The sequence below is a fragment of the Nocardioides anomalus genome (assembly GCF_011046535.1).
Classification (GTDB): domain Bacteria; phylum Actinomycetota; class Actinomycetes; order Propionibacteriales; family Nocardioidaceae; genus Nocardioides; species Nocardioides anomalus.
In genome coordinates this window covers 3,057,005-3,083,171 of the sequence record NZ_CP049257.1, presented here as the reverse complement: position 1 = coordinate 3,083,171, position 26,167 = coordinate 3,057,005, and the positions used below count along the sequence as shown (strand labels likewise).

27 protein-coding genes are annotated in these 26,167 nt (G+C 72.2%); 20 read left to right on the top strand and 7 right to left on the bottom strand.

Features of this window, described 5'->3' with window-relative positions; genetic code table 11:
- Positions 1–76 precede the first annotated feature (76 nt).
- Both G5V58_RS15560 and G5V58_RS15555 read left to right on the top strand, forming a co-directional pair.
- Entirely contained in the window at positions 77–1,150 is a 1,074-nt protein-coding gene (locus G5V58_RS15560) for an endonuclease/exonuclease/phosphatase family protein (RefSeq protein ID WP_165234584.1), read from the top strand.
- Positions 1,151–1,238: 88 nt separating this feature from the next.
- Positions 1,239–2,432 carry an acyl-CoA dehydrogenase family protein gene (locus G5V58_RS15555; RefSeq protein WP_165234581.1) on the top strand — a complete coding sequence of 398 codons (1,194 nt, stop codon included), beginning with the start codon at positions 1,239–1,241 and terminating at the stop codon, positions 2,430–2,432.
- Between the two features lie 16 nt (positions 2,433–2,448).
- Here G5V58_RS15555 and G5V58_RS15550 read toward each other — a convergent pair whose 3' ends face one another.
- Positions 2,449–2,931, bottom strand: coding sequence for a DUF6174 domain-containing protein (locus tag G5V58_RS15550; protein WP_165234578.1), 483 nt, complete (start codon positions 2,929–2,931; stop codon positions 2,449–2,451).
- Between the two features lie 82 nt (positions 2,932–3,013).
- On the opposite strand from G5V58_RS15550, the gene G5V58_RS15545 reads away from it, so the two are divergent.
- The 7 genes from G5V58_RS15545 to G5V58_RS15515 all read left to right on the top strand — a co-directional run bounded on the left by G5V58_RS15545 (position 3,014) and on the right by G5V58_RS15515 (position 7,377).
- On the top strand, positions 3,014–4,516 hold the full coding sequence (locus G5V58_RS15545) for a metallophosphoesterase family protein (protein WP_165234575.1): 1,503 nt from the start codon (positions 3,014–3,016) through the stop codon (positions 4,514–4,516).
- Positions 4,517–4,587: 71 nt separating this feature from the next.
- Positions 4,588–4,770, top strand: a complete 183-nt coding sequence (locus G5V58_RS15540) for a DUF5302 domain-containing protein (RefSeq protein WP_165234572.1) — start codon at positions 4,588–4,590, stop codon at positions 4,768–4,770.
- A 65-nt stretch (positions 4,771–4,835) separates the two neighbouring features.
- Complete coding sequence (locus G5V58_RS15535) at positions 4,836–5,357, top strand: MaoC family dehydratase (protein ID WP_165234569.1); 522 nt, start codon at positions 4,836–4,838, stop codon at positions 5,355–5,357.
- Between the two features lie 170 nt (positions 5,358–5,527).
- Positions 5,528–5,746, top strand: a complete 219-nt coding sequence (locus G5V58_RS15530) for a CGNR zinc finger domain-containing protein (RefSeq protein WP_230486657.1) — start codon at positions 5,528–5,530, stop codon at positions 5,744–5,746.
- Between the two features lie 52 nt (positions 5,747–5,798).
- On the top strand, positions 5,799–6,623 hold the full coding sequence (locus tag G5V58_RS15525; RefSeq protein WP_165234563.1) for a hypothetical protein: 825 nt from the start codon (positions 5,799–5,801) through the stop codon (positions 6,621–6,623).
- Positions 6,624–6,829: 206 nt separating this feature from the next.
- Positions 6,830–7,081 carry a hypothetical protein gene (locus G5V58_RS15520; RefSeq protein WP_165234560.1) on the top strand — a complete coding sequence of 84 codons (252 nt, stop codon included), beginning with the start codon at positions 6,830–6,832 and terminating at the stop codon, positions 7,079–7,081.
- Between the two features lie 116 nt (positions 7,082–7,197).
- The gene (locus tag G5V58_RS15515) at positions 7,198–7,377 is read left to right on the top strand and encodes a hypothetical protein (protein ID WP_165234557.1); all 180 of its coding nucleotides are present in this window, start codon (positions 7,198–7,200) and stop codon (positions 7,375–7,377) included.
- 75 nt (positions 7,378–7,452) lie between these two features.
- Here the strand turns inward: G5V58_RS15515 and G5V58_RS15510 are convergent, their stop codons facing one another.
- Positions 7,453–9,270 (bottom strand): HAD family acid phosphatase, encoded by a 1,818-nt coding sequence (locus G5V58_RS15510; protein WP_165234554.1) that lies wholly within the window; start codon positions 9,268–9,270, stop codon positions 7,453–7,455.
- 183 nt (positions 9,271–9,453) lie between these two features.
- Here G5V58_RS15510 and G5V58_RS15505 point away from each other — a divergent pair, with 183 nt between their 5' ends.
- From G5V58_RS15505 to G5V58_RS15495, 3 genes are all read left to right on the top strand, one after another.
- Positions 9,454–10,683 (top strand): MFS transporter, encoded by a 1,230-nt coding sequence (locus G5V58_RS15505; RefSeq protein WP_165234551.1) that lies wholly within the window; start codon positions 9,454–9,456, stop codon positions 10,681–10,683.
- A gap of 40 nt (positions 10,684–10,723) precedes the next feature.
- Positions 10,724–12,199, top strand: a complete 1,476-nt coding sequence (locus G5V58_RS15500) for a peptide MFS transporter (protein WP_230486656.1) — start codon at positions 10,724–10,726, stop codon at positions 12,197–12,199.
- Between the two features lie 97 nt (positions 12,200–12,296).
- A complete protein-coding gene (locus G5V58_RS15495) occupies positions 12,297–13,769 on the top strand; it encodes a phospholipase D-like domain-containing protein (RefSeq protein ID WP_165234545.1) in 1,473 nt (490 codons plus the stop codon).
- Here G5V58_RS15495 and G5V58_RS15490 read toward each other — a convergent pair.
- A complete protein-coding gene (locus G5V58_RS15490; protein WP_165234542.1) occupies positions 13,766–14,944 on the bottom strand; it encodes an MFS transporter in 1,179 nt (392 codons plus the stop codon). The genes G5V58_RS15495 and G5V58_RS15490 overlap by 4 nt on opposite strands.
- Before the next feature lie 76 nt (positions 14,945–15,020).
- Here G5V58_RS15490 and G5V58_RS15485 point away from each other — a divergent pair, with 76 nt between their 5' ends.
- From G5V58_RS15485 to G5V58_RS15465, 5 genes are read left to right on the top strand one after another with little or no spacing between them, the layout of a single operon-like run.
- Positions 15,021–16,970: a CASTOR/POLLUX-related putative ion channel gene (locus G5V58_RS15485; protein ID WP_165234539.1), complete on the top strand. Its 1,950-nt coding sequence runs from the start codon at positions 15,021–15,023 to the stop codon at positions 16,968–16,970.
- 18 nt (positions 16,971–16,988) lie between these two features.
- A complete protein-coding gene (locus tag G5V58_RS15480; RefSeq protein WP_165234536.1) occupies positions 16,989–17,546 on the top strand; it encodes a histidine phosphatase family protein in 558 nt (185 codons plus the stop codon).
- A gap of 34 nt (positions 17,547–17,580) precedes the next feature.
- Positions 17,581–18,345: a DUF6758 family protein gene (locus tag G5V58_RS15475; protein ID WP_230486655.1), complete on the top strand. Its 765-nt coding sequence runs from the start codon at positions 17,581–17,583 to the stop codon at positions 18,343–18,345.
- On the top strand, positions 18,240–19,115 hold the full coding sequence (locus tag G5V58_RS15470; protein ID WP_165234533.1) for a PHP domain-containing protein: 876 nt from the start codon (positions 18,240–18,242) through the stop codon (positions 19,113–19,115). Before G5V58_RS15475 ends, G5V58_RS15470 begins: the two co-directional genes overlap by 106 nt.
- Positions 19,112–19,516, top strand: a complete 405-nt coding sequence (locus G5V58_RS15465) for a hypothetical protein (protein ID WP_165234530.1) — start codon at positions 19,112–19,114, stop codon at positions 19,514–19,516. The genes G5V58_RS15470 and G5V58_RS15465 overlap by 4 nt, the downstream gene beginning before the upstream one ends.
- Here G5V58_RS15465 and G5V58_RS15460 read toward each other — a convergent pair.
- Complete coding sequence (locus G5V58_RS15460; RefSeq protein WP_165234527.1) at positions 19,499–20,260, bottom strand: SDR family NAD(P)-dependent oxidoreductase; 762 nt, start codon at positions 20,258–20,260, stop codon at positions 19,499–19,501. The two genes, G5V58_RS15465 and G5V58_RS15460, sit on opposite strands and share 18 nt — an antisense overlap.
- Positions 20,261–20,311: 51 nt before the next feature.
- Between G5V58_RS15460 and G5V58_RS15455 the strand changes: the two genes are divergently transcribed.
- Positions 20,312–21,094 (top strand): ParA family protein, encoded by a 783-nt coding sequence (locus tag G5V58_RS15455; protein ID WP_407939758.1) that lies wholly within the window; start codon positions 20,312–20,314, stop codon positions 21,092–21,094.
- A 4-nt stretch (positions 21,095–21,098) separates the two neighbouring features.
- Complete coding sequence (locus G5V58_RS15450) at positions 21,099–21,863, top strand: L,D-transpeptidase (protein WP_165234521.1); 765 nt, start codon at positions 21,099–21,101, stop codon at positions 21,861–21,863.
- Here G5V58_RS15450 and G5V58_RS15445 read toward each other — a convergent pair.
- Together G5V58_RS15445 and G5V58_RS15440 are read right to left on the bottom strand one after the other, a co-directional pair.
- Positions 21,860–22,813, bottom strand: coding sequence for an adenosine deaminase (locus G5V58_RS15445; RefSeq protein WP_165234518.1), 954 nt, complete (start codon positions 22,811–22,813; stop codon positions 21,860–21,862). The two genes, G5V58_RS15450 and G5V58_RS15445, sit on opposite strands and share 4 nt — an antisense overlap.
- 10 nt (positions 22,814–22,823) lie before the next feature.
- On the bottom strand, positions 22,824–24,443 hold the full coding sequence (locus G5V58_RS15440; protein ID WP_165234515.1) for a DEAD/DEAH box helicase: 1,620 nt from the start codon (positions 24,441–24,443) through the stop codon (positions 22,824–22,826).
- A gap of 59 nt (positions 24,444–24,502) precedes the next feature.
- On the opposite strand from G5V58_RS15440, the gene G5V58_RS15435 reads away from it, so the two are divergent.
- Positions 24,503–25,216 (top strand): ferritin-like fold-containing protein, encoded by a 714-nt coding sequence (locus G5V58_RS15435; protein ID WP_165234512.1) that lies wholly within the window; start codon positions 24,503–24,505, stop codon positions 25,214–25,216.
- 665 nt (positions 25,217–25,881) lie between these two features.
- Here G5V58_RS15435 and G5V58_RS15430 read toward each other — a convergent pair.
- Positions 25,882–26,157: a GlsB/YeaQ/YmgE family stress response membrane protein gene (locus G5V58_RS15430; protein WP_165234509.1), complete on the bottom strand. Its 276-nt coding sequence runs from the start codon at positions 26,155–26,157 to the stop codon at positions 25,882–25,884.
- Positions 26,158–26,167 lie beyond the last annotated feature (10 nt).

Sequence of the window (26,167 nt, the reverse complement as noted above, 5' to 3'; positions counted from 1 at the left end):
GGGCTGTTGTGCACATAGCATCAGACGAGGCAGACTGCCTGCGCGACACACCGTCGAACCTCGGAGGATCTTGATCATGACGGGCTTCCCCACCGTCGACCACGCACCCCGCTCCCGGCGGGCGCTGCGGCTCTGGTCGCTCGGCTTCCTGGTGCTCGGCGTGCTGCTCGGCGGCACCGCCCTGGCGACCGCGGGCAGTGCCAAGAAGGCGGACGAGTACGGCGAGATGGGCCCGAGCCCGATCCCGGTGGTCACCAGCGTGAGCGGCCCGACGTCGTTCCGGGTGAGCTCGTTCAACATCCTCGGCTTCGACCACACCGAGAAGGGCGGCAGCAAGGCCAAGTCCGGCTACGCCGACGGTGCGCAGCGGATGAAGTGGGCCGTCCAGCTCATCAAGAGCCACGCGGTCGACGTGGTGGGGCTGCAGGAGTTCCAGCCGCAGCAGTACGACAAGTGGGTCAAGAAGGCGTCCGCGCAGTACGACATCTTCCCGGGCTACGTCGACACCATCGGCTTCCTGCGCAACTCCATCGCCTGGCGCAAGGACAAGTTCCGCCTGGTCTCCACCTCGTGGATCAAGCTGCCCTACTTCCACGGCGACGTCCTGCGGATGCCCGTGGTCCTGCTCCAGTCACTGCAGACCGGCCAGCAGATCTACTTCATGAACTTCCAGAACCCCGCCGACGTCCGCGGCAACGCGCAGAAGTGGCGGATGATCGGCCAGAAGCTCCAGATCGCGCTGGTCAACCTGCTCAAGACCAGCAACGGGCTCCCGGTCGTGTGGACCGGCGACATGAACGCCAAGCAGCAGGTGTTCTGCCGGGTGACCAAGCAGGCGTCGATGGTCTCGGCCAGCGGCGGCTTCCGCACCGCGACCTCGTGCCAGCCGCCGAGCGGCATGGTCGTCGACTGGATCTTCGGCTCCGGCGTGCAGTTCGCGAACTACACCCAGGACCGCAGCCGCAAGGTGCAGCGCACCACCGACCACAGCATGGTGGTCACCGACGCGACCGTGCAGCCCGTCGTACCGGTCATCCCGCCGCCGACCGCCACGCCGACCCCGACGCCCACGCCGACCCCGACGGTCACCGTGACGGTGAACCCGACGCCGACCACGACGGCGACGATCACCACCCCGCCGGTCTCCTGACCGCTTGCTCCCGGTCCGCGGTGTGACGTGGTCCGAGGGTGATGTCGGCCACGGCGCGGCGAGGTGAACGGTCGGTAACCTCGCCTGCATGACGCGCCTGTGCGAGACCGACGGACTCACCGAGGAGCAGACCGAGATCCTCAAGGCGGTCCGCACCTACGTCGACGAGAAGATCATCCCGGTCGCCACCGAGCTCGAGCACGCGGACGAGTACCCGCAGGAGATCGTCGACGGGCTCAAGGAGCTGGGGATCTTCGGGCTCACCATCCCCGAGGAGTACGACGGGCTGGGCGAGTCGCTGCTCACCTACGCCCTGTGCGTGGAGGAGATCGCGCGCGGCTGGATGAGCGTCTCCGGCGTCATCAACACCCACTTCATCGTGGCCTACATGCTCATGCGGCACGGCACCGAGGAGCAGAAGCAGAAGTACCTCCCGCGGATGGCCACCGGAGAGGTCCGGGGCGCGTTCTCGATGTCCGAGCCCGGGCTCGGCTCGGACGTGTCGGCCATCAAGACCAAGGCCGTGCGCGACGGCGACGACTGGGTGGTCAACGGCCAGAAGATGTGGCTGACCAACGGCGGCACGTCCACCCTGGTCGCCACGCTGGTGCGCACCGACGAGGGACAGGACTCGCCCTACAAGTCGATGACGACGTTCCTGGTGGAGAAGGAGGAGGGCTTCGGTGAGACCGCGCCGGGCCTGACCATCCCCGGGAAGATCGACAAGATGGGCTACAAGGGCGTCGACACCACCGAGGCCGTCTTCGAGAACTACAAGACCACCAGCGGACAGATCCTGGGCGGGGAGACCGGCCAGGGCTTCTACCAGATGATGGATGGCGTCGAGGTCGGCCGCGTCAACGTCGCCGCCCGCGCCTGCGGCATCGCGCTGCGCGCCTTCGAGCTGGGCGTCGCCTACAGCCAGCAGCGCGAGACCTTCGGCAAGCCGATCGCCGAGCACCAGGCGATCCTGTTCCGGCTGGCCGAGATGGCCACGAAGGTCGAGACCGCCCACGCGATGATGGTCCGCGCCGCGCGCAAGAAGGACTCCGGCGAGCGCAACGACGTCGAGGCCGGCATGGCCAAGATGATCGCCTCGGAGTACTGCAACGAGGTCGTCCAGGACTCCTTCCGCATCCACGGCGGCTACGGCTACTCCAAGGAGTACGAGATCGAGCGCCTGTACCGGGAGGCGGCGTTCATGCTCATCGGCGAGGGCACCAGCGACATCCAGAAGATGATCATCGGCCGGGCGCTGCTGAAGGAGTACCAGCTGCGCTGAGCCGGGACGGGCCGGCTCAGCCGACCTGCACGTCGGCGACGGAGTAGCCGACCTCGTCGTCGGCCACGTCCTTCTTCCCGTCGACGTAGACGCTGGTCGGGTAGTCCTGGCCGGCCGGCCAGTCGACCTTCACCACGTCGGCCGTGAGGTCGTTGGCCTTGTCGATGATCTGGTCGAGGGTGAGCGCGAGCCCGGAGTCGTCGCCGACGACCTGGTCGTCGCGGACCGTGACGGTCATCGGGGTGCCCGCGTTGGCGCAGAAGCACTGCACGGTGAGCTGGTAGGTGTAGTCGGTCGGGCCGAAGTCCGGGTAGCTGCCGCGGGTGGGTGCGGCTGTCGGCGTCGCGGTCGCCGAGGTGGGCGCCGGGTCGGCGGCCACGTCGCCGGGGTCGTCGTCGGAGCCGCAGGCGCCCAGGGCCAGGACGCTGAGCAGGGTGGCGGCGGACAGGGCGAGGGTGCGCATGCCGGTGCGACGATCCCGGTGGCCGATCGGATCCATGAGGCCACCCTGGCACGCCGGCCGGGCCGCCCCGTGGACCGCCGCCGACCGGCCGAACTGGACTGAACTAGTGTTCTTTCCCGTGTCTCGGGTCCGCCCCCTCCTCGCCGCGACCGGTCTCGCGCTCAGCGCGTCCCTGCTCGCCCCTGCGCCGCCGGTGGGCGCCTCCGACCGGCCTCGCCTCGCCACCGCGGCCTGGGCACCGCCGGCCGACACCGGTCCGGTGGCGCTCGTCGTGCACGTCGACGCCGGCCGGCCGGCGACGTTCCGGGTCCGGCTCACGGGCGGCTCGGTCGACGTGCTCCCCGACGCGTGCGAGCCGAGCTCGGTCGTCGTGCGGCACTCCTGGCTCAGCGACGACGGCGCGTCCCTGGTCTGCCGCGTGGCCTCCCGGCAGGCCGCGGACGTGACCGTGGCGGTCGACCCGGCCGCCGGGCCGGGTGCGCTCACGGCCCGCGTCGAGGCCGACGGCGCCGTGCTGGACCCCGGCGCGCTCGCCGTACCGGCCGGCCGCACCGACGTCCCGCGCACCCTGCGGCTGCTGTCCAGCCCGGACTTCCTCAACGCCGACGTCGGTCGCCTCCCGGCGCGCGAAGTCCGCGGCACCAACCGGAGCTACGAGCGGGCGCTGGACGCGGTGCTCTCGGACTGGGCGAGCAAGGCGCCGGACGCGGTCCTGGTCGCGGGCGACCTCGTCGACGGGCACTGGGACCGCGACGACCGCCACGAGCGGGTCTTCGGTCCGGTCCGCACGCACGCCCAGCAGGTGCGCGCGGTGCACCGGGCGGCGGCCACGTTCTACCCGCAGTACCTCCGGCGCTTCGAGCGGCACGGCCTGGACCTCTACCCGGCCATCGGCGACCACGAGTACGGCGACGACCCGTGGCCGGGCGCCAAGCGGCGCCTCGCGCCGGTGTTCGCCCGCGAGTTCGCCCGGCACTTCACCCGCCGCTTCGCCGACCACCCCTCCGGGCGGCACGCCGGGACGGCGTACGCCTGGCGGCCGAGCCCGGACGTGCAGGTGGTGAGCATCGACCCGTTCGACATCACCCCGGGCCGGTCGCGGCTGCGCCTCGACGACGCCCAGCAGCGGTGGCTGGTGCGGGTGCTGGGGCGCGCCCAGGCCGACGGCGTGCGGTGGACGATCGTGCAGGGACACGTGCCGGTGCTGCAGCCGGTGCGCGCCCGCGGCTCCAGCGACCTGCACTACGCCGGAGGCGCGCGCTCGCGGCTGTGGCGGACCTTCGAGCGCTACGGCGTCGACCTCTACCTGGCCGGGGAGGTGCACGACACCACGGCCAGTGCGCACGGCGGGGTGGTGCAGCTCGCCCACGGCGGGGCGTTCCAGTACGGCCTGACCACCTACGCGCTGCTCGACGTGCACGAGGACCGCATCGACGTCACGCTCGAGGACTACGACGTCCGCGTCGGCTGGCACGGCCCGCGGCTGTGGGAGACCGCCCGGCGCGGCCTGCCCGGCTCGGTCCGGGTCCACGGCGCGCCGTACACCATCGGGACGCTCAGCATCGGCGCCGACGGCGGGCTCACCCGCCGGTCCGGGCTGCTGACGGCGTACCGGCCGTGAATCCGCTCGACGCTCGACCACCAGGATGCGAGGGTGGGAGCACCCACCCCACCCCCTCTGGAGGACGACCCATGGCCGAGTCCGGCGCCAACGACGACCTGAAGGCGAAGATGCGCGAGGCCCTCGACCGCAAGAACACCAAGGAGAAGGGCGTCCACGAGGACGGCCCGGTGCGCGAGAAGGCGCACGGCTCCGAGGTCATCGACGCCGCACCCAAGATGCACCGCCGCAAGGCCGGTGGCGGGGGCGCCTGACCCGCCCGCTCCCGCGTGAGATTGCCCATGCTGCGCCCGTCCTCCCGCCCAGGGAGGATGGGCGCATGCAGTTCGGACGCAGCTACGAGGAGTTCGAGGTCGGTGCGACGTACAAGCACTGGCCGGGCAAGACGGTCACGGAGTACGACGACCACCTGTTCTGCCTGCTGACCATGAACCACCACCCGCTGCACCTCGACAGCCACTACGCCGAGGAGACCACGCAGTTCGGCCAGAACGTCGTGGTCGGCAACTACGTCTACTCGATCCTGCTCGGCATGTCGGTGCCCGACATCTCCGGCAAGGCCATCGCCAACCTCGAGATCGAGTCGCTGCGCCACGTCGCCCCGACCTTCCACGGCGACACGCTGTACGGCGAGACCACGGTTCTCGACAAGTGGGAGTCCACGTCCAAGGACGACCGCGGCGTCGTCCACGTCGAGACCATCGGCTACAACCAGGACGGCAAGGTCGTCTGCATCTTCCGCCGCAAGGTGATGGTCCCGAAGAACTCCTACCTCGCCGCGCGCGGCGGCGAACAGCCCGGCCGCCCCACTCCTCAGCCCGACAAGAACTGGGCCGGCTGACGCCGGACCCGTTCCCGTCGGGCCCCGTCGCCGGTCGACCGGGCTGCTCGCCGCCGCGCGCCTTGAGGTAGGAGTTCTTCGGGACCATGACCTTGCGGCGGAAGGTGCCGACGACCGCCCGCGTCAGAGTGAGCCGTCGCCGCGGAGCAGGAGCTCGTTCACCACGACCCGTGCGGGCCGGACTCCTCGCCCTGGCCGACCTCGAGCTCCTCCTGGCCCGCGCGGCCGGTGTGCTCGCGCGGCTGAAGGTCTGCGCCAACCCCGACTGCGGTGCGGCGTTCTTCGACGCCTCGAAGAACTCGAGCCGGCGTTGGCACGACGTGAAGACCTGCGGCAACACCGCGAACCTGCGTGCCTCGCGGGAGCGTCGCCGGGTCGCCACGGCCTGAGCGGCCACCGGACCCGGGCGACGGCCCGGTCCTGGGCGACTAGGGTTCGGCGATGAGGTCCCGCATCCTGATCGTCCTGGCGACCGCGCTGGCGACCGCACTGACGACCGCACTGACCGCCGGGGGACCGGTCCTGCCGGCGTCCGCTGCGCCCGCGGTGGTGGAGTCGTCCCCTTCGGGCTCGCCGCGGGCGGCAGTCTTCGACGGGACGATCTACATCGACCCCGACATCATCCCGGCGAGCTCGCCGAGCGTGTTCAAGGACGCGACCTACCAGGGTCGGGACCGGCGGCAGGTCTTCGACCGCCGCAAGAACAAGTTCATCACCATCCGGGCGTTCGTGGTCCGGGTGCGGTTCAAGGACGGCACGAGGCTCGACGCCGTGGTCAACCCGGAGTTCCGCCGCAAGCGGGCCGCGGTGGGCCTGGCCCACGCGTACGGGCGGGTCACCGGACAGCTGCCGGCGTCGCTGCGTCGCGACGTCAAGGAGCTGTGGATCCACAAGGGCACGGAGCTCTTCGGCGGGGGCAACCACAGCCTGCTCATCCACACCGGGCAGGCCAAGGTCTACAAGAAGGCGGGGATCCTGGAGGAGGCCCTGGCCCACGAGGCGACGCACACGTCGCTGGATGCCCGCTTCGCCTCGTCCCCGGGGTGGCAGGCCGCCCAGGCGGCGGACGGGGCGTCCATCTCCACCTACGGGCAGGCCAACCTGCAGCGCGAGGACCTCGCGGAGAGCGTGGTGCCGTGGCTGGCGGTCCGGTTCGCCCGCGACCGCGTGGACCCCAACGTCCTGGTCGCCATCGAGCAGGCGATCCCGAACCGGCTGGCCTTCCTCGACCAGCAGGGCCTCGACCTGCGGCCCTTCGTGAAGTAGCCGCCCGCCCCGGCGAACCGCTGGTCACGCCCGGCCGGCTCCCGGTCGTCGGTGCCACCGGTGGGTGCGACCGGTGATGCAACCGGCCGGTGCAACCGCTCGGCCACCTCCCGCACGAAGTACGGGCGTGGGGCCGGACGGCCCGGCCCGCAGGGGAGGGAACCACGAACAGACTGCTCCGCAAGGGGATCGTCGCGGCCACGGTCGTGGTCAGCACGCTCGGCCTGGTCGCCGCCGGGACGGGGGCGGCGGGCGCGGCCACGCACCAGCACCAGCAGCGCGGGTCGACCGGCTACACGCAGGTCGTGGTGGCGCCGGAGGTCTACGCGCTGATCGGGTCCGTGGGCATCACGCCGGCGCCGGTCGAGGGTGCGAAGGCGCTGGCGTTCCAGGGCACCCTGGCCGCCCGGTTCCCGATCACGGGCTTCCGCCTCTCGAGCCTGCAGATCCGGCACTAGGGCGGCCTCAGCCTGAGCCTGGGCGCGCAGAGCATCGTGCTCAAGAACCTCACCATCGACCTCGGCCGGCAGCGGGTGAGCGGTGAGGTGTCGGGAGCGTCGGCGACGTCGGGCGGGTGGACCTGTTCAAGATCCGCTACGCCGACCGCCCGGGCCTCGGCCTGGTCAGGCTCACGCTCACCGACACGGCCGCGGGCGCGCTCGACGCGACGTTCGGGGTCAGCGCGTTCGCTCAGGACGCGACCTTCGGCTACGCCACGCCGAGGCCGTTCGCGCCGTTCCGGGTCGCCCGCTAGCCGCGCCGACGCCGACGCCGGCGGCGGCCCCGGGCCAGGCCCGGGACCGCCGTCGTGCGTTGTGGTGCGAGCCGGCTACGGCAGGTAGTACGTCGGGTTCGGGATCTTGTAGACGTGGTCGGCGAAGCCGCCGATCAGGTCGGAGTACTGGTCGCCGAAGTTGCCGACGACGTCGTAGCCCTGGTCCTCGATGTGGCCTCGGGTCGAGGCCTTGTACTCGATGGTCGAGCAGGCGTTGTCGCCGCCGCAGTCCACCCAGGGCTGCGTCGGGATCGAGGCGCTGCCGTGGGACACGACGACCGCGCCCTTCGTGTAGTACTGCGCCGCCGTGAACAGCGGCTTGCCGGCCGCGTCGACGTAGCCCTTCTCGGTGAGGTTGGCGATGGTGTCGGCCTGCTGGCTCGTCGAGCGACCGGTGACGCCGAAGATGGCGCACCCGGCGGCGCGGGCCGCCTTGACCAGCGCGACCATGCCGGGGACGGCCGGCATCAGGTGCCCGGAGATCCACACCTGCTGCTTGGCCGGGTCGAAGACGAACTTCATCACGCCGTCCTCGAGGTCGTAGTTCCACAGCGTGGTGTCGTCGGCGTCGAAGACCAGCGCCGGCTGGGCCGGCAGCACGACGTCGTCGCGCTTGGCCTTGTGCTTGAGGAGCCGCTGGCGCGCCAGCGCGAGCGCGCGGTGGGCGGCCTTGCGCTGCTTCGGGGTGGTCGCCTTCTTGACGGCCTGCTTGGCCTTCTTGACCGCCTTGCGGTCCCGGGCGACCTTCTTGTCCAGCGCCGCCTTCTTCGCCGCTGCGGCGGAGTACACCGCGGACCTGGTTGTGCAGGTGTTGGTGACCTGGTCGGTCCAGGGGCCTTCGAGCGCGGCCAGCTGGGCGATGTACGGCGAGCTGGTCTTGTTGGCCACGCCGTTGGCGTCCGCGCCGTAGTAGCCGCGGATCATCTTGCGGACCGGGTCGATGTTGGGGATGTCGTCCCCGCTGGCCACCGAGTAGCCGCTCGAGCCGTCCGGCTGCATGACGTACGACGTCGGCGGGACCAGCAGCGCGTCGCTGGCCGGCGCCGTCGTGAGGTCGGCCGAGGCCAGGAAGTACGTCGGGTTCGGGATCTTGGTCGTGTCGAGCGCGTAGCCGCCCTGCAGGTCGCTGAACTGGTCGCCGACGTTCATGGCGACGGTGCCGCTGGTGAGGGCCTGGATGTGCGCGCGGGTCGACGCCTTGAACTCCACCGTGGAGCAGTTGGTCGGGTTGTTGTCCGCGCCGGCGTTGCAGTTGACCCAGCTCTGGGTGGGGATGCCGGTGCCGACCACCGGGTCCTTGGTGAAGAGGGTGTTGGCGTCGAACAGCGGGGTCGTGGTGCCGGACGCGGTGAAGCCCTGGGCCGTGAGGTTGTCCAGGGTCTGCTGCTCCTGGCTGGCCGGTCGCCCGGTGACGGCGTAGAGGAGATAGCCGCGGTCGGACAGCGTCTTCAGGGTGGCCGGCATGCCGGGCACGGCCGGGAAGCCGGCCGCGACGGCGGCCGCGTTCGTGGCGGGGTCGTAGTTGAAGTTCGACCCGCCGTCCTCGTAGTCGTAGTTCCACAGCAGGGTGTCGTCGACGTCGAAGACCACGACCTGGCCCGTCGGGTGGTTCACCGGCAGCGCCTTGAGCAGCTGGGTCTCGATCGCGCGCACCTGGGTGATGTAGCGCGAGCTGGTCTTGTCGGCCTTGCCGCCGCTGGCGTTGTAGTACGCGCGGATCGTCGACTTCACCGAGTCGACGTTGGGCACGGACTCGCCGTCGGTGGGCACGTTGGTGGTGCCGTCAGCGGGGTTGACGACCATGGTGAAGGTCGACTTCGGGGTCAGCGGGTTGTCGGCGGACGCCGTGCCGGCGAACGAGACGACACCCACGGGGAGGAGGACGGCGGACGCCAGCGCGACCGCACGCAGACTGCGAGGAGAGCTCATCGAGGCCTTCCGGGACGAGGTGGACGTTGCGAGAGCGCAACCTGCACATCTCAGACCCGATCGTTGACCACGTCAACCCAGACGCGCCCTGGGCCCGCGTCCCGGGCCGGTCGCTAGCCTCGCCCCATGGCCGAGCCGGCGCCCTGGACGCCGTGGCGCGCCGTCGTCGCCGTCGGCGTGGTCAGCCTGGCCGCCGACATGGTCTACGAGGGCATGCGGGCGGTCGCCGGTCCGTTCCTCGGCTCGCTGGGCGCCTCGGCCCTGACGGTCGGGCTGGTCACCGGCGCCGGCGAGGCGGTCGCGCTCGTGCTGCGCCTGCTGACCGGGCCGTGGGCCGACCGCAGTGGTCGGCACTGGGCGCTGACCGTCACCGGCTACGCGATGACCGCGGTGTGCGTGCCGCTGCTGGCGGTGGCGCCGTTTCTGGGCGCGGCGGGCCTCGGGGTGGCCGCCGCGCTCATCCTGCTCGAACGCACCGGCAAGGCGGTCCGGAGTCCGTCCAAGTCCGCGCTGCTGGCCCGGATGACGGCCCAGACCGGTCGGGGCCGCGGCTTCGCGGTCCACAAGGCGCTGGACCAGGTCGGGGCCTTCGCCGGGCCGCTGCTGCTGGCCGGAGCACTGGCCGTCACGGACCGGTACTGGCCGGGTTTCGCCCTGCTGGCCGTGCCCGGCGTGGGCTCGCTGTTGCTCCTGGCCCAGCTGCGGCGCCGGGTGCCGTCCCTCACCCGGCCCGAGCCGGGCGACGAGGCGGGCGACGAGCCGGGCGACGGGGAGCCACGGGGCCTGCGTGCGACCGTCCTCGGCGCGGGCCTGCCGCGCGTGTTCCACCTGTTCTCGCTGGCGGCGGCGCTCACCACAGCGGGACTGATGACCTTCGGCGTCATCTCCTACCGGATGGTGGACGCAGGGGTCGTGGACGCGGCGGCGATCCCCCTGGTCTACGCCGGGGCGATGGCGGTGGAGGCCGTCGGAGCGTTGGCGACCGGGGAGCTGTTCGACCGGTGGGGACCGCGCGTCCTGCTGCTCGTGCCGGTGCTGACCGCCGCCGTGCCGCTCACGGTCTTCTCCGACCGGCTGGGCCTGGTCGTCGTCGGGGTGGTGCTGTGGGGCGCCGCGACCGGCGTGCAGGACTCCACGGTCAAGGCGTACGTCGCCGGATTGGTCGCCTCCGCGCGGCGCGCCACGGCGTACGGCGTGTTCGCGGCCGTGCAGGGCGTCGGCGCGCTCGGGGGAGGCGCGCTGGCCGGCGCGCTGGTGACCTCGCACCGCTCTCTGCTGGTGGCCGTGGTGGGCGCGCTCCAGGTCGCGGCGGCGGCGCTGCTGGTGCTCACGTCGAGGTCGGTCCGGCCCGCCTGAGCCGCGCATGCTCCTCCGTTCGGGTGGTCACCGTCCGCTGGTGAGCACGCACACGGACACGCCGGCGACCTCGGGGACCGAGGGCGCGGGGCACGGCTTCTTCGGGCAGCCCTGGCCGCTGGCCAGCCTGTTCGGGGTCGAGATGTGGGAGCGGTTCAGCTTCTACGGCATGCAGGGGATCCTGGTGATCTACCTGTACTACTCCGCGGCCGAGGGCGGTCTCGGGATCTCCGAGGCGACGGCGACCGGGATCGTCGGGGCCTACGGCGGGTCGGTCTACCTGGCCACGATCCTCGGCGCCTGGGTGGCCGACCGGCTGCTCGGACCGGAGCGCACGCTGTTCGTCTCCGCGGCGGTGGTGATGGCCGGCCACGTGGCCTTGGCGCTGATCCCCGACCTCGGTGGCGTGGCCGTCGGCCTGGGGCTGGTCGCGCTGGGCAGCGGCGGCGTGAAGGCCAACGCCACCTCGCTGGTCGGCTCGCTGTACGCCGAGGACGACGAGCGCCGGGACGCCGGCTTCTCGCTGTTCTACATGGGCATCAACATCGGCGCGTTCGTCGGCCCGCTGCTCACCGGCGTCCTGCAGGAGTCGAAGGGCTTCCACTGGGGCTTCGGCCTGGCCGCGGTCGGCATGGCGCTCGGCCTCGCGCAGTACACCTGGGGCCGCCGGTCCCTGCCGGACTCGACGCACGAGGTCTCGAACCCGTTGCCGTCGTCCGAGCGCCTGAGGTACGCCGGCGCGCTGGCCGCGTTCGTCGTCGTGGTGGCGGTCCTGGTGGTGGTCGGGCTGATCACCGCCGAGAACCTGGCCAACTGGGTCCTCGGCGTGGTCAGCGTCGCGGCGGTGGCCTACTTCGTGGTGATCTTGTCGTCCTCGGAGATCACCGACGTCGAGCGCAGCCGGGTCTGGTCCTTCGTGCCGCTGTTCGTGTGCAACGCGGTGTTCTGGTCGCTCTACCAGCAGCAGTTCACGGTGGTCGAGATCTTCGCCGACAAGCGGCTGGACCGCTCCCTGTTCGGCTGGGAGATGCCGGTCTCGTGGGTGAACTCGATCAACCCCGTCTTCGTCATCGTCCTCGCCGGCGCCTTCGCGGCCCTGTGGACCCGGCTGGGGGACCGGCAGCCGGTCACGCCCGTGAAGTTCGGCCTCGGCACCGTGGTGATGGGCCTGGCCTTCTGGATGTTCCTGCTCGCGCCCGGGGGCGCCGGCGCGGCGCCGCTGCTGCTGCTCGCGCTGATCCTGCTGGTCTTCACCCTGGGCGAGCTGCTGATCTCACCGGTGGGGCTGTCGCTGTCGACCAAGCTGGCCCCGGCACGCTTCCACACCCAGATGGTGGCGCTCTACTTCCTCTCCGTCGCCTTCGGCACGGCGATGGCCGGCAAGCTGGGTGGCTTCTACGACCCGACGGACGAGACCGGCTACTTCCTCGTCCTCGGCGCGGTCGCCGTGGCGGTCGGTGCGCTCGTGCTCGTCGCCAGCCGCCCCATCGCGCGCCTCATGCACGGAGTGCACTGACGCGCCGTACAGTCTGTCGAGGTCACCAGTCCTGCGACCGGACCCCGCGCGACTCGACCAAGCGTGTGAGTCCAGCCTGCCCGGAAGGTGTGTGTCGATGAAGCGGTCTGCCGTCCTGCTCTGCGTGGGGATGTTGCTCACGCCCCTCCTGGCCTCCTCGCCGGCCGGGGCGGCGCCGCGGGCGACCACGACGGTCACCGCGACCAAGCACCTGGCCCGCAAGGGCCACGGCGGCGGCAAGGGCCACGGCGGCGGGCACCGGTGGAAGGCGCCGAGCGGGCCGTTCTTCAACGACCCGCACATCCGCTCGCGCCACTTCACCATCGAGAAGCGGGTCATCGACACGATCCGGCACACCAAGCGGGGCTCGAGCATCCGGATCGGCGTCTACTCCTTCGACCGGATGCCGGTCGCGAACGCGCTGGTGGCGGCGTACCGCCGCGGCGTGCACGTGCAGATGCTGCTCAACGACCACCAGGACACCCGCGCCATGAAGGTGATCCGCGGGGCCATCGGCACCAACCGCTACGCCAAGAGCTTCATCTACAAGTGCAAGGAGAGCTGCCGGGGCACGGCCAACGAGTTCAACAACCTGCACTCGAAGTTCTACCTGTTCACCAAGGCCGGCAAGTCCAAGGACGTCATCGCCGTCGGCTCGGCCAACATGATGCTCAACGCGGCCGCGCACCAGTGGAACGACCTCTACTTCCTGTCCGGGCAGCCGGTGCTGTTCAAGCAGTACACCAACCTGTTCACCGACATGAAGCACGACTACTCCAAGCGGCAGCCGGCCCGGCTGTTCTGCGGCCGGCCGGTCGACGGGGTCCCGTGCGACGACTCCACCGACCCGTACACGACCTGGGCCTTCCCGAAGCTGTCCGGACCGAAGAACGACCTGGTCCTGGACATGCTCAACAAGATCCAGTGCCTCACACCCGACGGGAACGGCGGCCAGACCGTCACCCACCTGGCCCTGTCGATGCACACCATGCGCGGCAACCGCGGTGACTACCTCGCGGCGGCGATCCGACAGAAGTTCGCGGAGGGTTGCGACTTCCGCGTCGACTACGGCCTGATCGGCTTCCACACCAAGCAGATCCTCGGCGCGGCCACCGCCCGCGGTCGGATCCCGTTGCGCTCGACCGGGCTGGACTACCACCCCGACGACGACTTCGACCTCAACCACGACGGTGAGGACGACGTCATCCTGGACTACTACAGCCACCAGAAGTACTTCGTCATCCAGGGCACCTACAACGGCAAGCCCGGCACCAACCTGGTGCTGACCGGCTCGTCCAACTGGGCCAGCCTGAGCACCGCGAACGACGAGATCTGGCAGACGATCCAGGGCGCGGACGTGGCGCAGAAGTACCTCGACAACTTCAACTTCGAGTGGAACAGCAGCCGCAACTCGCGCGACGCCTACACCACGACCTACACCGACTTCCGGGTGCCGGTGACCGAGAAGCTGGCCGACGGCACCACGCGCACGACGTACCGCACCGAGCGCCGGCCGGTCGTCACCGTCGAGCGCGACCCGAAGGCGCCGGCCGAGGCCTGGGCCGACTAGCCCGGGGTCCGCGCGCTGCGAGCGCCGGCCGGGGCGAAGGCCCGGGCCAGCGGCAGCATGGCCAGGATCAGCACCATCGGCACGGCGAAGCCGAGCCGCAGCGACCCGGCGCCGACCAGCCCGGTGAGCACGGCGCCGAGCAGGCCGCCGACGTAGTTGAACTGGTTGAATCGCGCGATGACCGCGTCCACCCGGGCCTGGTCGCCGCCGGCGATCCGCGCGGCGGCCGAGAAGCTCAGTGGGGCGATGACCGAGACCCCGGCGCCGAGCAGGGTGAAGCCGAGCACCGCCACCGGCCAGGTCTGCGCGGTGACCACGACGAGCAGCGACAGCGAGGCGACGACCGCGCCGACGCGCAGGACGAGCGTGGCGCCGTACCGCGAGACGAGGGAGTCGCCGGCCAGCCGCAGCACCAGCGAGGCGACCAGGTAGGGGAGCGTGGCCAGCGCGACGAGGGCGTGGGGGGCGTCGACGGTCTCGTCGAGGTAGGTCGGTCCCCAGGTCTGCGAGGCCGTGTCGACCATGTAGAACAGCACCATCCCGAGGCCCACGAGCACGATCGGGCGCCACGGCACGTCGGTGTGCTCGGCCGCGGTGACGGCCTCGCCGTGCTCGCGCGGGAGGTACGCCGCGAGCAGGGCCCCGAGCGGGACGACCGCGACCAGGCCGGCGGTCCAGAGCGGGGCGTGCGCCGCGGCCAGGGCGTACGTCGCCCCGAGGATCCCGCCGAAGGTCCAGGCGCCGTGGAACGACGGCAGGATCGGCCGGCCGTAGCGGTGCTCGACCGCGACCGCCTGCATGTTGCTGGCCGCATCGACCACACCCAGACCCACGCCGTAGGCCGCGAGCGCGACGACGAAGACCGGGACCGAGGGCGCCGCGGCGGCCACCGGGACGGCCGCGGCGATCACGAGCAGGCCGACGCGCAGGACCGTGGCGCTCGAGGCGCGCTTGGCCACGACCTCGGAGACGACCGAGCCGACGCCGGCCAGCAGCACGATCATCAGCAGGACCAGCGACAGCTCGAGCTCGGAGAGGTCCCAGCGGTCGGAGAAGCGCGGGAGCCGGGTGGTGAGGCTGATGAAGACGAGTCCCTGGGTGGCGAAGGCCAGCGCCGCGGCGCCACGGGCGCGGCGCAGATCGGCCACCACGGGCGCCGTCTGGGGGGCGGGCATGGCCCGATCGTGCCAGTGACTCCCCGGGCGGCGTGGGGGAGGATGCCGGGGGCCTATTTCTGGATGGAGCGTGAGCATGGCACGCACGGGGCAGCAACTGCGGGTCCGCACGGCGAAGGCGATGTCCGAGCGTGGTGGTTCCACGGTCAAGGTCGCGACCGAGAAGCGGTCGGGGCTGGGCGACCGGCTGCGCTACATGTTCGACAACTCGATGAGCGCGGGCACGCCGGCCCTCGTGGCGTGGCTGTTCGCGGCGACGCTGCTGCTGATCGTGGTCTTCGCCTTCATCCTCACGGTGACCGGGGTGCACCAGGAGGGCGAGGACCGCGGCTTCTTCTCCGACTTGTTCTACAACCTGCTGCACGCGCTCGACCCGGGCACCGTCGGCGGCGACACGGGGACCTGGGGCTGGAAGCTGACCATGCTCGCCCTCACCCTGGGCGGCCTGTTCATCGTCAGCGCGCTCATCGGCGTGCTGGCCAGCGGCATCGACACCAAGCTGGCCGACCTGCGCCGGGGCCGCTCGATCGTCCTCGAGGAGGACCACACGGTCATCCTGGGCTGGTCGGAGTCGATCTTCACGATCATCTCCGAGCTGACGCTGGCCAACGAGTCCCGCAAGGACCCCGTGATCGTGATCCTGGCCGACCGCGACAAGGTCGACATGGAGGACGAGCTGAAGGTCAAGGTGCCCGAGCGCCGCGGCACCCGCATCATCTGCCGCTCCGGGTCGCCCATGGACCTCGACGACCTCCGGCTGAGCAGCCACGACACCGCGCGCTCGGTGATCCTGCTGGCCCCCGAGTCCGACGACCCCGACTCCGAGGTGATCAAGACCCTGCTCGCGCTGACCCACGACGGCGAGGACGGGCCGCGCATCGTGGCCGAGATCCAGGAGCCGAGCAACCTGGAGGCGGCCGCCCTGGTGGGCAAGCACCGCACCACGCTGCTCGACATCCGCGAGACGGTGGCCAAGCTGGTCGTGCAGACCTCGCGCCAGTCGGGGGCCGCGGCGGTCTACACCGAGCTCTTCGACTACTCCGGCGACGAGTTCTACTTCTTCGAGGACCACGGACTGGCCGGTTCGACCTACGGTGAGGCGCAGCTCGCCTTCGAGGCCGCCTCCGTGGTGGGCATCCTCGACGGCACCACCTCCAAGCTCAACCCGCCCCCGGAGACCGTCATCACCGCGGAGCAGACCCTGATCGTGGTGGTCGAGGACGACTCGGCCCTCGCCGGGCAGTCGCGCTCGATGACCGAGCCGGCGCTGACCCGGCTCGGTGAGCAGACCGAGACCGAGGTCCGGCCCACGCAGGCGCTGGTCATCGGCTGGAACGACCGGGCGCCGATCGTCGTCCGCGAGCTCGACCGCTACGCACCGCCGGGCTCGAGCGTCACCGTGCTCACGACGTACGGCGAGCCGGAGCTCCCGGCCTTCCAGAACATCGCGGTGAGCGTGGTCAAGGCCTCCACCACCAGCCGCGCGGTGCTCGAGGAGCACGTCGGTGCCGACCTCGACCAGATCGTGGTGCTCTGCTACGACCGCGACCTCGACACCCAGACCGCCGACTCGCGGACCCTGGTCAGCCTGCTCCACGTGCGCGACATCCTGCGCCGCGTCGGCTCGGAGACCCCGGTGGTCAGCGAGATGCTCGACGACCGCAACCGGGTGCTCGCCTCGGTCGCCGACGTCGACGACATCGTGGTCAGCGGCGAGATCGTCAGCCTCGTGGTCACCCAGCTGTCCGAGGACGGCCGGCTCGAGGCGGTGTTCAAGGAGCTGCTGGGCGCCGAGGGCAGCGAGATCTACCTGCGCCCCGCCGAGTGGTACGTCCAGCCCGGCGACGACGTCTCCTGGGCCACCGTGGTCGCCGGCGCCGCCCGGCGGGGCGAGACGGCGCTCGGGCTCAAGTCCGCGCTGCTGGCCGACCCGGGGATGCGGTTCGGTGTGGTGGTGAACCCGCCCAAGTCGCAGACCTACACGATCGGCGCCGACGACGCCGTCGTGGTGCTGGCCGAGGACTGATCGGGTTACCGCTGCGGCGTGGGCGACGTCTGGCTGGTCCGGCACGGGGAGACCGAGTGGAGCGCGTCGGGCCGGCACACCTCGCACACCGACCTGCCCCTGACCGACGCCGGTGAGGAGGCCGCGCGCTCGCTGGCGCCCCGGCTGGCCGAGGAGTCCTTCGCGCTGGTGCTGAGCTCGCCGCTGGGCCGCGCCCGGCGCACGGCCGAGCTGGCCGGCTTCGCCTCGCCCGAGGTCGACGACGACCTGCACGAGTGGGACTACGGCGACTACGAGGGCGTGACCACCGAGGAGATCCGCGAGCGGGTCCCGGACTGGACCGTGTGGTCGCGCCCGTGTCCCGGCGGCGAGACCGCGGCCGACGTCACCGCCCGGCTGGACCGGGTCGTGGCCCGCTGCCGGTCGGTCGACGGCGACGCGCTCCTGTTCGGTCACGGTCACTCCCTGCGGGCGCTCGCGGCCCGCTGGCTGGGCCTCGAGGTCAGCGAGGGACGCCTGCTCAAGCTCGACACCGGGACCGTCTCCACCCTGGGCCACGAGCACGAGTACGCCGTCGTCCTGCGCTGGAACGCTTGACCTGCACCCACCTCCTCCCGGACGGTTGGGCACCATGGCGCTCACCGTCGGCTGCCCGCGCTGCGCGACGCCGGTCGCGCAGACCGGCACCGCCTGGTCGTGTCCCGACCACGGCGTCGTCCCCCCGCTCTGGCGCCCGCCCGAGGCGTCCTACGACGCGTTCGTGGAGCACCTGGGCGCCTCGGCCCGCTTCCCGACGTACCTCCCCTGGCCGCTGAGCCCCGGCTGGCGGGTCACCGACTTCGCCGCCGTCGGCACCCCCGAGCGCGGCCACGCCGCCATGACCTGCGTCTCCGGAACCTCGGCGCTCGACGGCCCGGTCGACGTGCTCGTCGTCGCCGAGGAGCCCGGCACCGGCCTCGGCGCGCGGATCGCCGGCACCCCCCACGACGACCCCGGCGCCGAGCTCGGCGACGGCCCGCCCTCGGTCCGCGTCCGCATCGACTCCCAGACCGTCCCGCTCTGGCCGGTCTCCACCAGCCTCTCCGACGGCGAGTGGGACCGCTCCGTGGTCGCCGGCGAGGCCGGCGGCCGCTGGCTCTGGCTCGTCCTGCGCCCGGCCTCCGCCGTCCTGCTCCTGCGCGACGACTGGATCCTGCGCGACGTCTCCGGCCTCGGCCCCCCCGCTGGTCGAGCTGCCCTTCGGAGGCCCGGCCCCGGCCTGGTGAGGGTGCGCGCCCCTAGGGTTCAGGCGTGCGCATCGACCTCCACACCCACACGCGGGCGAGCGACGGCACGCACACGCCGGCCGAGCTGGTGCGGGAGGCGGCGGCGCAGGGGATCGACGTCCTGGGGCTGACCGACCACGACACCGCCGAGGGCTGGGCCGAGGCCGCGGCGACGGCGGCCGAGGTCGGCGTCACGCTGGTGCGCGGGATCGAGATCAGCACCATCCACCAGGGCCGCGGGGCGCACCTGCTGGCCTACCTGCCCGACCCGGCGTACCCGCCCCTCGTGCACCACCTCCGCAAGATCCTCGACGGCCGCAGCAGCCGGGTGCCGGCCATGCTGGAGCGGCTCCGGTCGGCCGGGGTCGACATCGACATCGCCGACGTGCGCCGCGCGGCGGACGGGACGGCGGCGACGGGCCGGCCGCACGTCGCGGACGCCCTGGTCACCCTGGGCGTGGTGGGGGACCGGAGCGAGGCGTTCCGGCGCTTCCTCAACCCGGGCCGACCGGCCTACGTCAACCGCTACGCCGCCCCGCTGGGCGAGATGGTCCGCGTGGTCGACGAGGCCGGTGGCGTGACGGTGCTGGCCCACCCGTGGGGCCGGCACGGGCCGGGCTCGATGCCCGAGCGCGACATCCGGGCGCTGGCCGCGGGCGGGCTGGCCGGCCTCGAGGTCGACCACCAGGACCACCCGCCGCAGGCCCGGGCCGAGCTGCGCCGGATCGCGGAGGCGCTGGACCTCGTGGTCACCGGCTCCAGCGACCACCACGGGCTGGGCAAGCGCGACCACGACCTGGGCGTCAACACCACCGCGCCGGAGCAGTACGCCCGCCTCCTCGCCCTCGCGACCGCCGCGGCCGCGCGCTCGGGCCGACCGGTCCCGGCGGTGGTCGGGTGACCCGCTACGCGATCGACGCCGCCACCCTCCTGCGGATCGTCGAGGACCAGCTCGTGGTCCACCCCGACCACCAGCTCGTGGCCCCGCAGGGGATCCGCAGCCAGGCGCTGGCCACCCTGCTGCGGCGCGTGCGGGCCGGCGAGCTCACCGACCAGCAGGCGCGGGCGCTGCACACCCGGCTCACCGAGCTCAAGATCCGGGCGCTGGGCGACCGGGTCAGCCGCTGGACGTCCTACCAGCTGGCCCGCGAGCACGGCTGGGACGACACCACCACCGCGGAGTACGTCGCGGTCGCCCGGCTCCAGGCCGACGCGCTGATCGCGCTGGACCCGGGTGTGCGCACCCGCGCCGAGGGACTGGTGCCCTCGGCCGAGCCGGACGCGCTACTTGCGCCCGAGTGACTGGAACCGCTGGAGCAGCGAGTTCGGGACCAGGCGGGCGGCGGTGGCGATCGCCTTGTACTGCACCGAGGGGATCGACCAGACCCTGCCCTTCTCGTGGTCGGCGAGGGCGGTGGCGACCAGCCGGTCGGGGTCGAGCCACATGAAGTCCGGCGCCGAGCCGCGCGAGACGTCCATCCGCTCGTGGAACTCGGTCTTGGTGAACCCCGGGGCCAGGCAGGTCACGGTCACGCCGCGGTCGCGGTACTCGTTCGCCGCCCACTCCGAGAACGAGTTCACCCACGACTTGGCCGCGGCGTAGGTGCCGCGAGGCAGGAACGCCGCCACGCTGGAGACGTTGATGACGCCGCCGCTGCCGCGCTCGGCCATCGCGGTCAGCGCCGCGTGCGAGAGCCGCAGCGTGGCGGTGACCAGGACGTCGAGCATCGCGGTCTCGGCGTCGGCGGAGTTGTCCAGGAACCGGCCCTTGAGCCCGAACCCGGCGTTGTTGACCAGCAGGTCGACCGGCCGGTCCCGGTCGAGCAGCCGCGCCTCGACCCGCTGCATCTCCTCGCGCACCGACAGGTCGGCGGGCAGGACCTCGACCGCCACGCCGTACGTCGAGCGCAGGCCGGCCGCGGTCTTCTCCAGCCGCGCAGCGTCGCGCGCGACCAGGACCAGGTCGTAGCCCTTGGCGCCCAGCTGCTGGGCGAAGGCGGCGCCGATGCCGGCGGTCGGACCGGTCACGAGGGCGGTGCGGGACATGGCCGAAGTCTCGCAGGTGGGTGCCCCACCCCGACCCCGGCGTCCGGCATGATGGGGCCTGTGACCCGGGTGCTCGCGATCGCCAACCAGAAGGGTGGCGTCGCCAAGACGACGACGGTCGCCTCGCTGGGGGTGGCCCTCGCCGAGCGCGGCAAGCGGGTCCTGCTCGTGGACCTCGACCCCCAGGCCTGCCTGACGTTCTCCCTGGGCATCGACCCCGAGGACCTCGAGCTCAGCGTCCACCACGTCCTGACCAAGGGCCTGGCGCCGACCGAGGTCATCCTCACCACCGAGGACGGCGTCGACCTGCTGCCGGCCACCATCGAGCTGGCCCGCGCCGAGGCCGACCTGCTGACCCGCACCGGGCGCGAGCACGTCCTGCGCACCGTGGTCGAGGAGCTGGCCGAGGCCGGCGAGGACTACGACTGGATCCTGCTCGACTGCCCGCCCTCGCTCGGCGTGCTCACCGTCGCGGCGCTCACCGCCGCCGAGGGCGTGCTCATCCCGCTGCAGTGCGAGACCCTGTCGCACCGCGGCGTGGGACAGCTGCTCGACACCGTGCACGACGTGCGCCGGTTCACCAACCGCGGGCTGGCCGTGTGGGGCGTGCTCCCGACGCTGTACGACGGGCGCACCAACCACGCCCGCACGGTGCTGGAGACGATCGCCGAGACCTACGACCTCGAGGTCATCGAGCCGCCGATCCCCAAGACCATCAAGTTCGCCGAGGCCCCCGCCGCCGGCCGCTCCATCCTGGCCACGAGCCGCAGCAGCAAGGGCGCCGCCGCCTACCGCGAGGTCGCCGCGAACCTCGACGCACGGGCGGCGTCCTGACCTGATGGGCCACCACCGAGCCGTCCGCCCCGGCCGCCGCGCCGCGCCGCCTCCCGGGCGGCGCCGCGCCGAGGTCCGGCCGCGCTACGGCCGGCTCGCCGTCCTGGGCGCCTCGGTCAGCGTGACCGCCATCGCCGTGCTCGGCAGCATCGGCGTGCTGCCGTCGGTGGCCCAGGGCGATCCCGGCGGGTCCGCACCGTCCTCGACGCCGGTGGCCACCGACTCGGTGGTCGACTCGGTCCTCGCGGCCGCCGAGGCGTCGGTGACGCCCGCGCCGCAGCCGGAGGCCGCCGCCGCGTCGGTGCCGTCGCCGAGCCCGTCGGGTCAGCCGGCCGCGTCGTCGGGCCAGCCCCAGGGCCCGCCCCCGGTGCCCGAGGACTCCGGCGACGGCCGCCGCGTGGTCTTCGACCAGAGCGACCAGCGCGTCTGGCTCATCGACGACGACGAGGACGTCGCCCGGACCTACCTGGTCTCGGGCAGCGTGACCGACAACCTCCAGCCCGGGACCTACGCGGTCTACTCGCGCTCCGAGGACGCCGTCGGCGTCGACGACTCCGGCACCATGCAGTGGTTCGTCCGCTTCACCCAGGGCCCGAGCGGCGCGGCCATCGGCTTCCACGACATCCCGGTCGACGACGGCGCGCCGGTCCAGACCCTCGGCCAGCTCGGCACGCCCCAGTCGCACGGCTGCATCCGCCAGAAGGAGGTCGACGCCCTGGCCCTGTGGGACTTCGCCCCGATCGGCACCGAGGTCGACGTCGTCGCCTAGCGCAGGACGCTGTCCAGCGACGCCCGCGCGAGCGCGGTGAGGTCGGCCTCGGACCAACCGAAGGCCTCGGCGCACGCGACGTAGTTGTCGGCGACGTACCCGCCGAAGTAGGCGGGGTCGTCGGAGTTCAGCGTCACCCGCACGCCGGCGTCGAGCAACCGGGGGAGCGGGTGGTCGCGCAGGTCGTCGACGACCCGCAGGCGCACGTTGGACAGGGGGCAGACGGTCAGCGGCGTGCCGTCGGCGGCCAGTCGCCGCACCAGCGCGGCGTCCTCGACGCAGCGCACGCCGTGGTCGACCCGCTCCACACCGAGGACGTCGAGAGCCTCCCAGACGTACGCCGGCGGCCCCTCCTCGCCCGCGTGCGCGACGGTGCGCAGGCCGAGGCCCCGCGCGGCATCGAAGGCCCGCGCGTAGTCCCGCGGCGGGTGGCCGCGCTCGGTGGAGTCCAGCCCCAAGCCGACCACGGTGCCGACGTGCGGCTCGAGGGACTCGACCATGGCCAGCGCCTCGGCGGGGCCGCGGTGGCGCACCGCGCAGGCGATGAACGCGACCTGCGGGCCGCCCGCCGCGACGCTCTCCTGCGCCGCGCGCGAGAGCCCGGCCACGACCTCCGCCAGGGGCACCCCGCGCGCGGTGTGCTCCTGCGGGTCGAAGAAGACCTCGGCGCGGACCACCCCGTCGGCGCGCGCCCGGTCGAGGTAGGCGGCCGCGAGGTCGCGGAAGTCCTCGGCCGTGCGCAGCACCGCCATGCACGCGTAGTACAGGTCCAGGAAGGACTGCAGGTCCGCGAAGTCGTACGCGCGGCGCAGCGCGGCCACACCGGCGTACGGCAGGCTCACGCCGTTGCGCGCCGCCAGCGCGAAGGCCAGCTCCGGCTCGAGCGTGCCCTCGAGGTGCAGGTGCAGCTCGGCCTTGGCGAGCCCGGTGACGAGCTCGCGCAGGGCCATGCCGGGCAGGCTACGCCGAGGCGGTGGCCTGCTCGCCGGAGGACGCGACCGGACCGGAGCCCGAGCCGGAGCCCGAGCCGGAGCCCGACCGGCGACGCCGACGACGGCGGTTGCGCGAGGCGCCCTCGCCGGCCGGCTCGGTCGTGGCGGCGGCACCGTCGGCCACGGGCGCGGAGCCCTCGACGCTCTCGCCGCTGCGGGTGCGGGTCCGGCTGCGGTTGCGCTGCGGACGGTCACCGCGCTCGCCGCGGCCACCACGCTCGCCACCACGCTCGCCGCTGCGCTCGCCACGGCCACCGCGGTCGCCCCGGTCGCTGCGCGGAGCCCGCTCCTGAGGCTCGGGGTCCTTGATCCGGCCCTTGGTGCCCGGCGCGATGCCCTGGTCGTGGAAGAGGTGCTCGGAGGTCGAGTAGGTCTCCTGCGGCTCGTCGAAGGGCAGGTCGAGCGCCTTGTTGATCATCTTCCAGCGGTGCAGGTCGGCCCAGTCCACGAAGGTGATCGCGATGCCCGAGGCGCCGGCGCGGCCGGTGCGGCCGATCCGGTGGACGTAGGTCTTGTCGTCCTCGGGGCAGGTGTAGTTGATGACGTGGGTGACGCCGGCGACGTCGATGCCGCGGGCGGCGACGTCGGTGGCCACCAGGACCTGGAGCTTGTCCTCGCGGAACTTGGTCAGCGCCTTCTCGCGCGCGACCTGGGCCATGTCGCCGTGCAGGGCGCTGGTGCTGAAGCCGCGCTCGGCCAGGTCGTCGGCCACCCGCTGCGCCTGGCGCTTGGTGCGGGTGAAGACGATCATCTTGCCGGCGTCCTCGGCCTGCAGGATGCGCCCGATCATCTCGGGCTTGTCGAGGTCGTGGGCCAGGTAGATGAACTGCGCGGTGGCCGGCACGGTGGCGTTCTCGTAGGAGGACTCCGCGCGGATGTTCATCGGGTGGCGCAGGTGGCGGCGCGACAGGGTGACGATCGCCGACGGCATGGTGGCCGAGAACAGCATCGTCTGCCGGGTCTCGGGGGTCTTGGAGATCAGCTTCTCGACGTCGGGCAGGAAGCCGAGGTCGAGCATCTCGTCGGCCTCGTCCAGCACGAGCGCGTGCACGTGGGACAGGTCCAGCGCCCGGCGGTCGGCCAGGTCGATGAGCCGACCCGGGGTGCCGACGACGATGTCGACGCCGTCCTTGAGGGCGTCGAGCTGCCCGTCGTACCCCACGCCGCCGTACACGGTCAGCACCCGCAGCCCGAGGTCCTTGCTGGCCAGGGCCAGGTCGTTGGAGACCTGGAGCGCGAGCTCACGGGTCGGGGCCACGATGAGGGCCTGGGGCTTGCCCTGCGGCAGGTCGGCGTACGCCGGGTCGCTCATCGTGACGCTGCGCTGCAGCACCGGGATGCCGAAGGCCAGGGTCTTGCCGGTGCCCGTGCGGGCCTGGCCGATGAGGTCGGTGCCGAGGAGCGCGACCGAGAGGGTCATCTCCTGGATGGCGAAGGGGGTGGTGATGCCGGCGCGCTCGAGGGCGTCGCAGATCTCGGGCAGGACCCCGAGCTCGCGGAATGTCGTGGTCAGCGTTCTTCGCTTTCGTGTGTGGTTGTCAGCCTGCAGGAGCGGCCGACTCGTCACACTCACGACGACCGCGCACATACTGGGAGCCGCAGGATTGCGGCCTCTACCTGCGGCAATGGTATCGGTAGGGTGCGCGCGTGGCTGAATCTGCGTCCGGTGCGGCGCCCGGAAACACCCCGGAGTTCCCCGACGACCCGCTCTACAAGGACGCGGTCCTCGATCTGCTCGGCGCCGTCGCGTACGGCGAGATCTCGGCCTTCGAGCGCCTCGCCGAGGACGCCCGCATGGCGCCCACGATGGAGGACAAGGTCGCCATCGCCACCATGGCCAGCGCCGAGTTCTCCAAGGTCGCCGCCCTCCACGCCCGCATCACCGAGCTCGGCGGCGACCCCTTCGCCGCCATGGCCCCCTTCCGCGACGCCATCGACCTCTTCCACGCCCACACCGCCCCCTCGGACTGGTACGAGAGCCTCATCAAGGCCTTCGTCGGCGACGGCCTGGCCGACGACTTCTACCGCGAGATCGCCGCCTACCTCGACCCGGGCACCCGCGACCTGGTCGTCGCCTCGCTCGACGACGAGGGGCACTCCGCCTTCGTGGTCGACCGGGTCCGCACGGCCATCGCCGCCGACCCGCGCCTCGGCGGGCGCCTCGCGCTATGGGGCCGCCGCCTCATGGGGGAGGCGCTCACCCAGGCCCAGCGGGTCGCCGCCGAGCGGGACGCGCTCTCGGCGCTGCTCGCCGGTGGTGTCGACCGGCCGGGGCTGGACCTCGCGGCCATCGGGCGGATGTTCACGCGGATCACGGAGCGGCATGCGGAGCGGATGGCGGAGCTGGGGTTGGCTTCTTAGGGGTTTTGTCTGGGTGCTGGGTCTCGTGGTGCGGGCTCTCGGGTCCGGCCGCCTGTGGACTGACCCGGCCTCCGCCGGATCCGGTGTTCACCGCCGAAGGCAACCGACGCCGTGTTGCACGCGACTGCTTCCAGCCCTCTTGCGTTGGGCATGCGTGCCCCACGCCGCGGATTCAGCCTTCGACGGCGAACCCCGGCCCGGCGGAGGCCGGGTCAGTCCACAGGCGGCCTGGTTCGGCGGCGGCACCGTCTCGTCTCCGCCTTCACGGGTGGGTGGGGGTGTGGTGCGGGTTGCCGCGGCCGGCGCCGGGAAACTTGTAACGCGCAGTTATCGGATCTTCCGACCCGTTGCAACGGGTCGACAGTTCCCGTAACTGAGCGTTACAAGTGCGTGGAGGCGGACCGCGGCGTGGTCGCCTTGGCGGCCGCGCTTGTGTGGGGCGGGGCGCAGCCTCGCCCTTAGCGCGCCCCTACCAGCCAGACCGGGTCCCGCTGTCAAGGACGGACCTGTCGCCGGAGGCCGCCGTCCGCCACGAAGTGGCGCGGAGCGTCCTTGACAGCGGGAGTCGGGGTGGTGAGCGCGCGGCCGCTACGCAATTGATCACGCCAACCAGCAGAGACGGCGACGGCAGGCGAGAGCCCAGCGCCAGGAGCGAGAGCCGCCGGCTAGACCCGTCGCCGCGGTCGACGCAGGCTGGTGACCCCCACCACCAGCAGCGCGGCTACCGCCACCTGCCAGATGTGGCGCCACCAGTCGATGCCGAAGGTCTGGGCGCGGAAGCCGAGGACGTCGACGTACAGCCAGTTGCCCAGGAACACGCCGCCGACCCCGCAGAGCACGGTCGCGTAGAGCGGGATGTCGCGGTCGCCCGGGGCGGCCCACTTGCCGAGGATGCCGATGACCGCGCCACCGATCAGCGCCCAGAGGATGGTGCCGACCATGCGTGCTCCT

Bases quoted from the DNA above. Each gene is read 5' to 3' on its own strand.
- G5V58_RS15560 (WP_165234584.1), top strand. From the start codon at position 77: ATGACGGGCTTCCCCACCGTCGACCACGCACCCCGCTCCCGGCGGGCG.
- G5V58_RS15555 (WP_165234581.1), top strand. From the start codon at position 1,239: ATGACGCGCCTGTGCGAGACCGACGGACTCACCGAGGAGCAGACCGAG.
- G5V58_RS15550 (WP_165234578.1), bottom strand. From the start codon at position 2,931: ATGGATCCGATCGGCCACCGGGATCGTCGCACCGGCATGCGCACCCTC.
- G5V58_RS15540 (WP_165234572.1), top strand. From the start codon at position 4,588: ATGGCCGAGTCCGGCGCCAACGACGACCTGAAGGCGAAGATGCGCGAG.
- G5V58_RS15535 (WP_165234569.1), top strand. From the start codon at position 4,836: ATGCAGTTCGGACGCAGCTACGAGGAGTTCGAGGTCGGTGCGACGTAC.
- G5V58_RS15525 (WP_165234563.1), top strand. From the start codon at position 5,799: ATGAGGTCCCGCATCCTGATCGTCCTGGCGACCGCGCTGGCGACCGCA.
- G5V58_RS15505 (WP_165234551.1), top strand. From the start codon at position 9,454: ATGGCCGAGCCGGCGCCCTGGACGCCGTGGCGCGCCGTCGTCGCCGTC.
- G5V58_RS15495 (WP_165234545.1), top strand. From the start codon at position 12,297: ATGAAGCGGTCTGCCGTCCTGCTCTGCGTGGGGATGTTGCTCACGCCC.
- G5V58_RS15490 (WP_165234542.1), bottom strand. From the start codon at position 14,944: ATGCCCGCCCCCCAGACGGCGCCCGTGGTGGCCGATCTGCGCCGCGCC.
- G5V58_RS15485 (WP_165234539.1), top strand. From the start codon at position 15,021: ATGGCACGCACGGGGCAGCAACTGCGGGTCCGCACGGCGAAGGCGATG.
- G5V58_RS15475 (WP_230486655.1), top strand. From the start codon at position 17,581: ATGGCGCTCACCGTCGGCTGCCCGCGCTGCGCGACGCCGGTCGCGCAG.
- G5V58_RS15460 (WP_165234527.1), bottom strand. From the start codon at position 20,260: ATGTCCCGCACCGCCCTCGTGACCGGTCCGACCGCCGGCATCGGCGCC.
- G5V58_RS15455 (WP_407939758.1), top strand. From the start codon at position 20,312: ATGGGGCCTGTGACCCGGGTGCTCGCGATCGCCAACCAGAAGGGTGGC.
- G5V58_RS15450 (WP_165234521.1), top strand. From the start codon at position 21,099: ATGGGCCACCACCGAGCCGTCCGCCCCGGCCGCCGCGCCGCGCCGCCT.
- G5V58_RS15445 (WP_165234518.1), bottom strand. From the start codon at position 22,813: ATGGCCCTGCGCGAGCTCGTCACCGGGCTCGCCAAGGCCGAGCTGCAC.
- G5V58_RS15440 (WP_165234515.1), bottom strand. From the start codon at position 24,443: ATGTGCGCGGTCGTCGTGAGTGTGACGAGTCGGCCGCTCCTGCAGGCT.
- G5V58_RS15430 (WP_165234509.1), bottom strand. From the start codon at position 26,157: ATGGTCGGCACCATCCTCTGGGCGCTGATCGGTGGCGCGGTCATCGGC.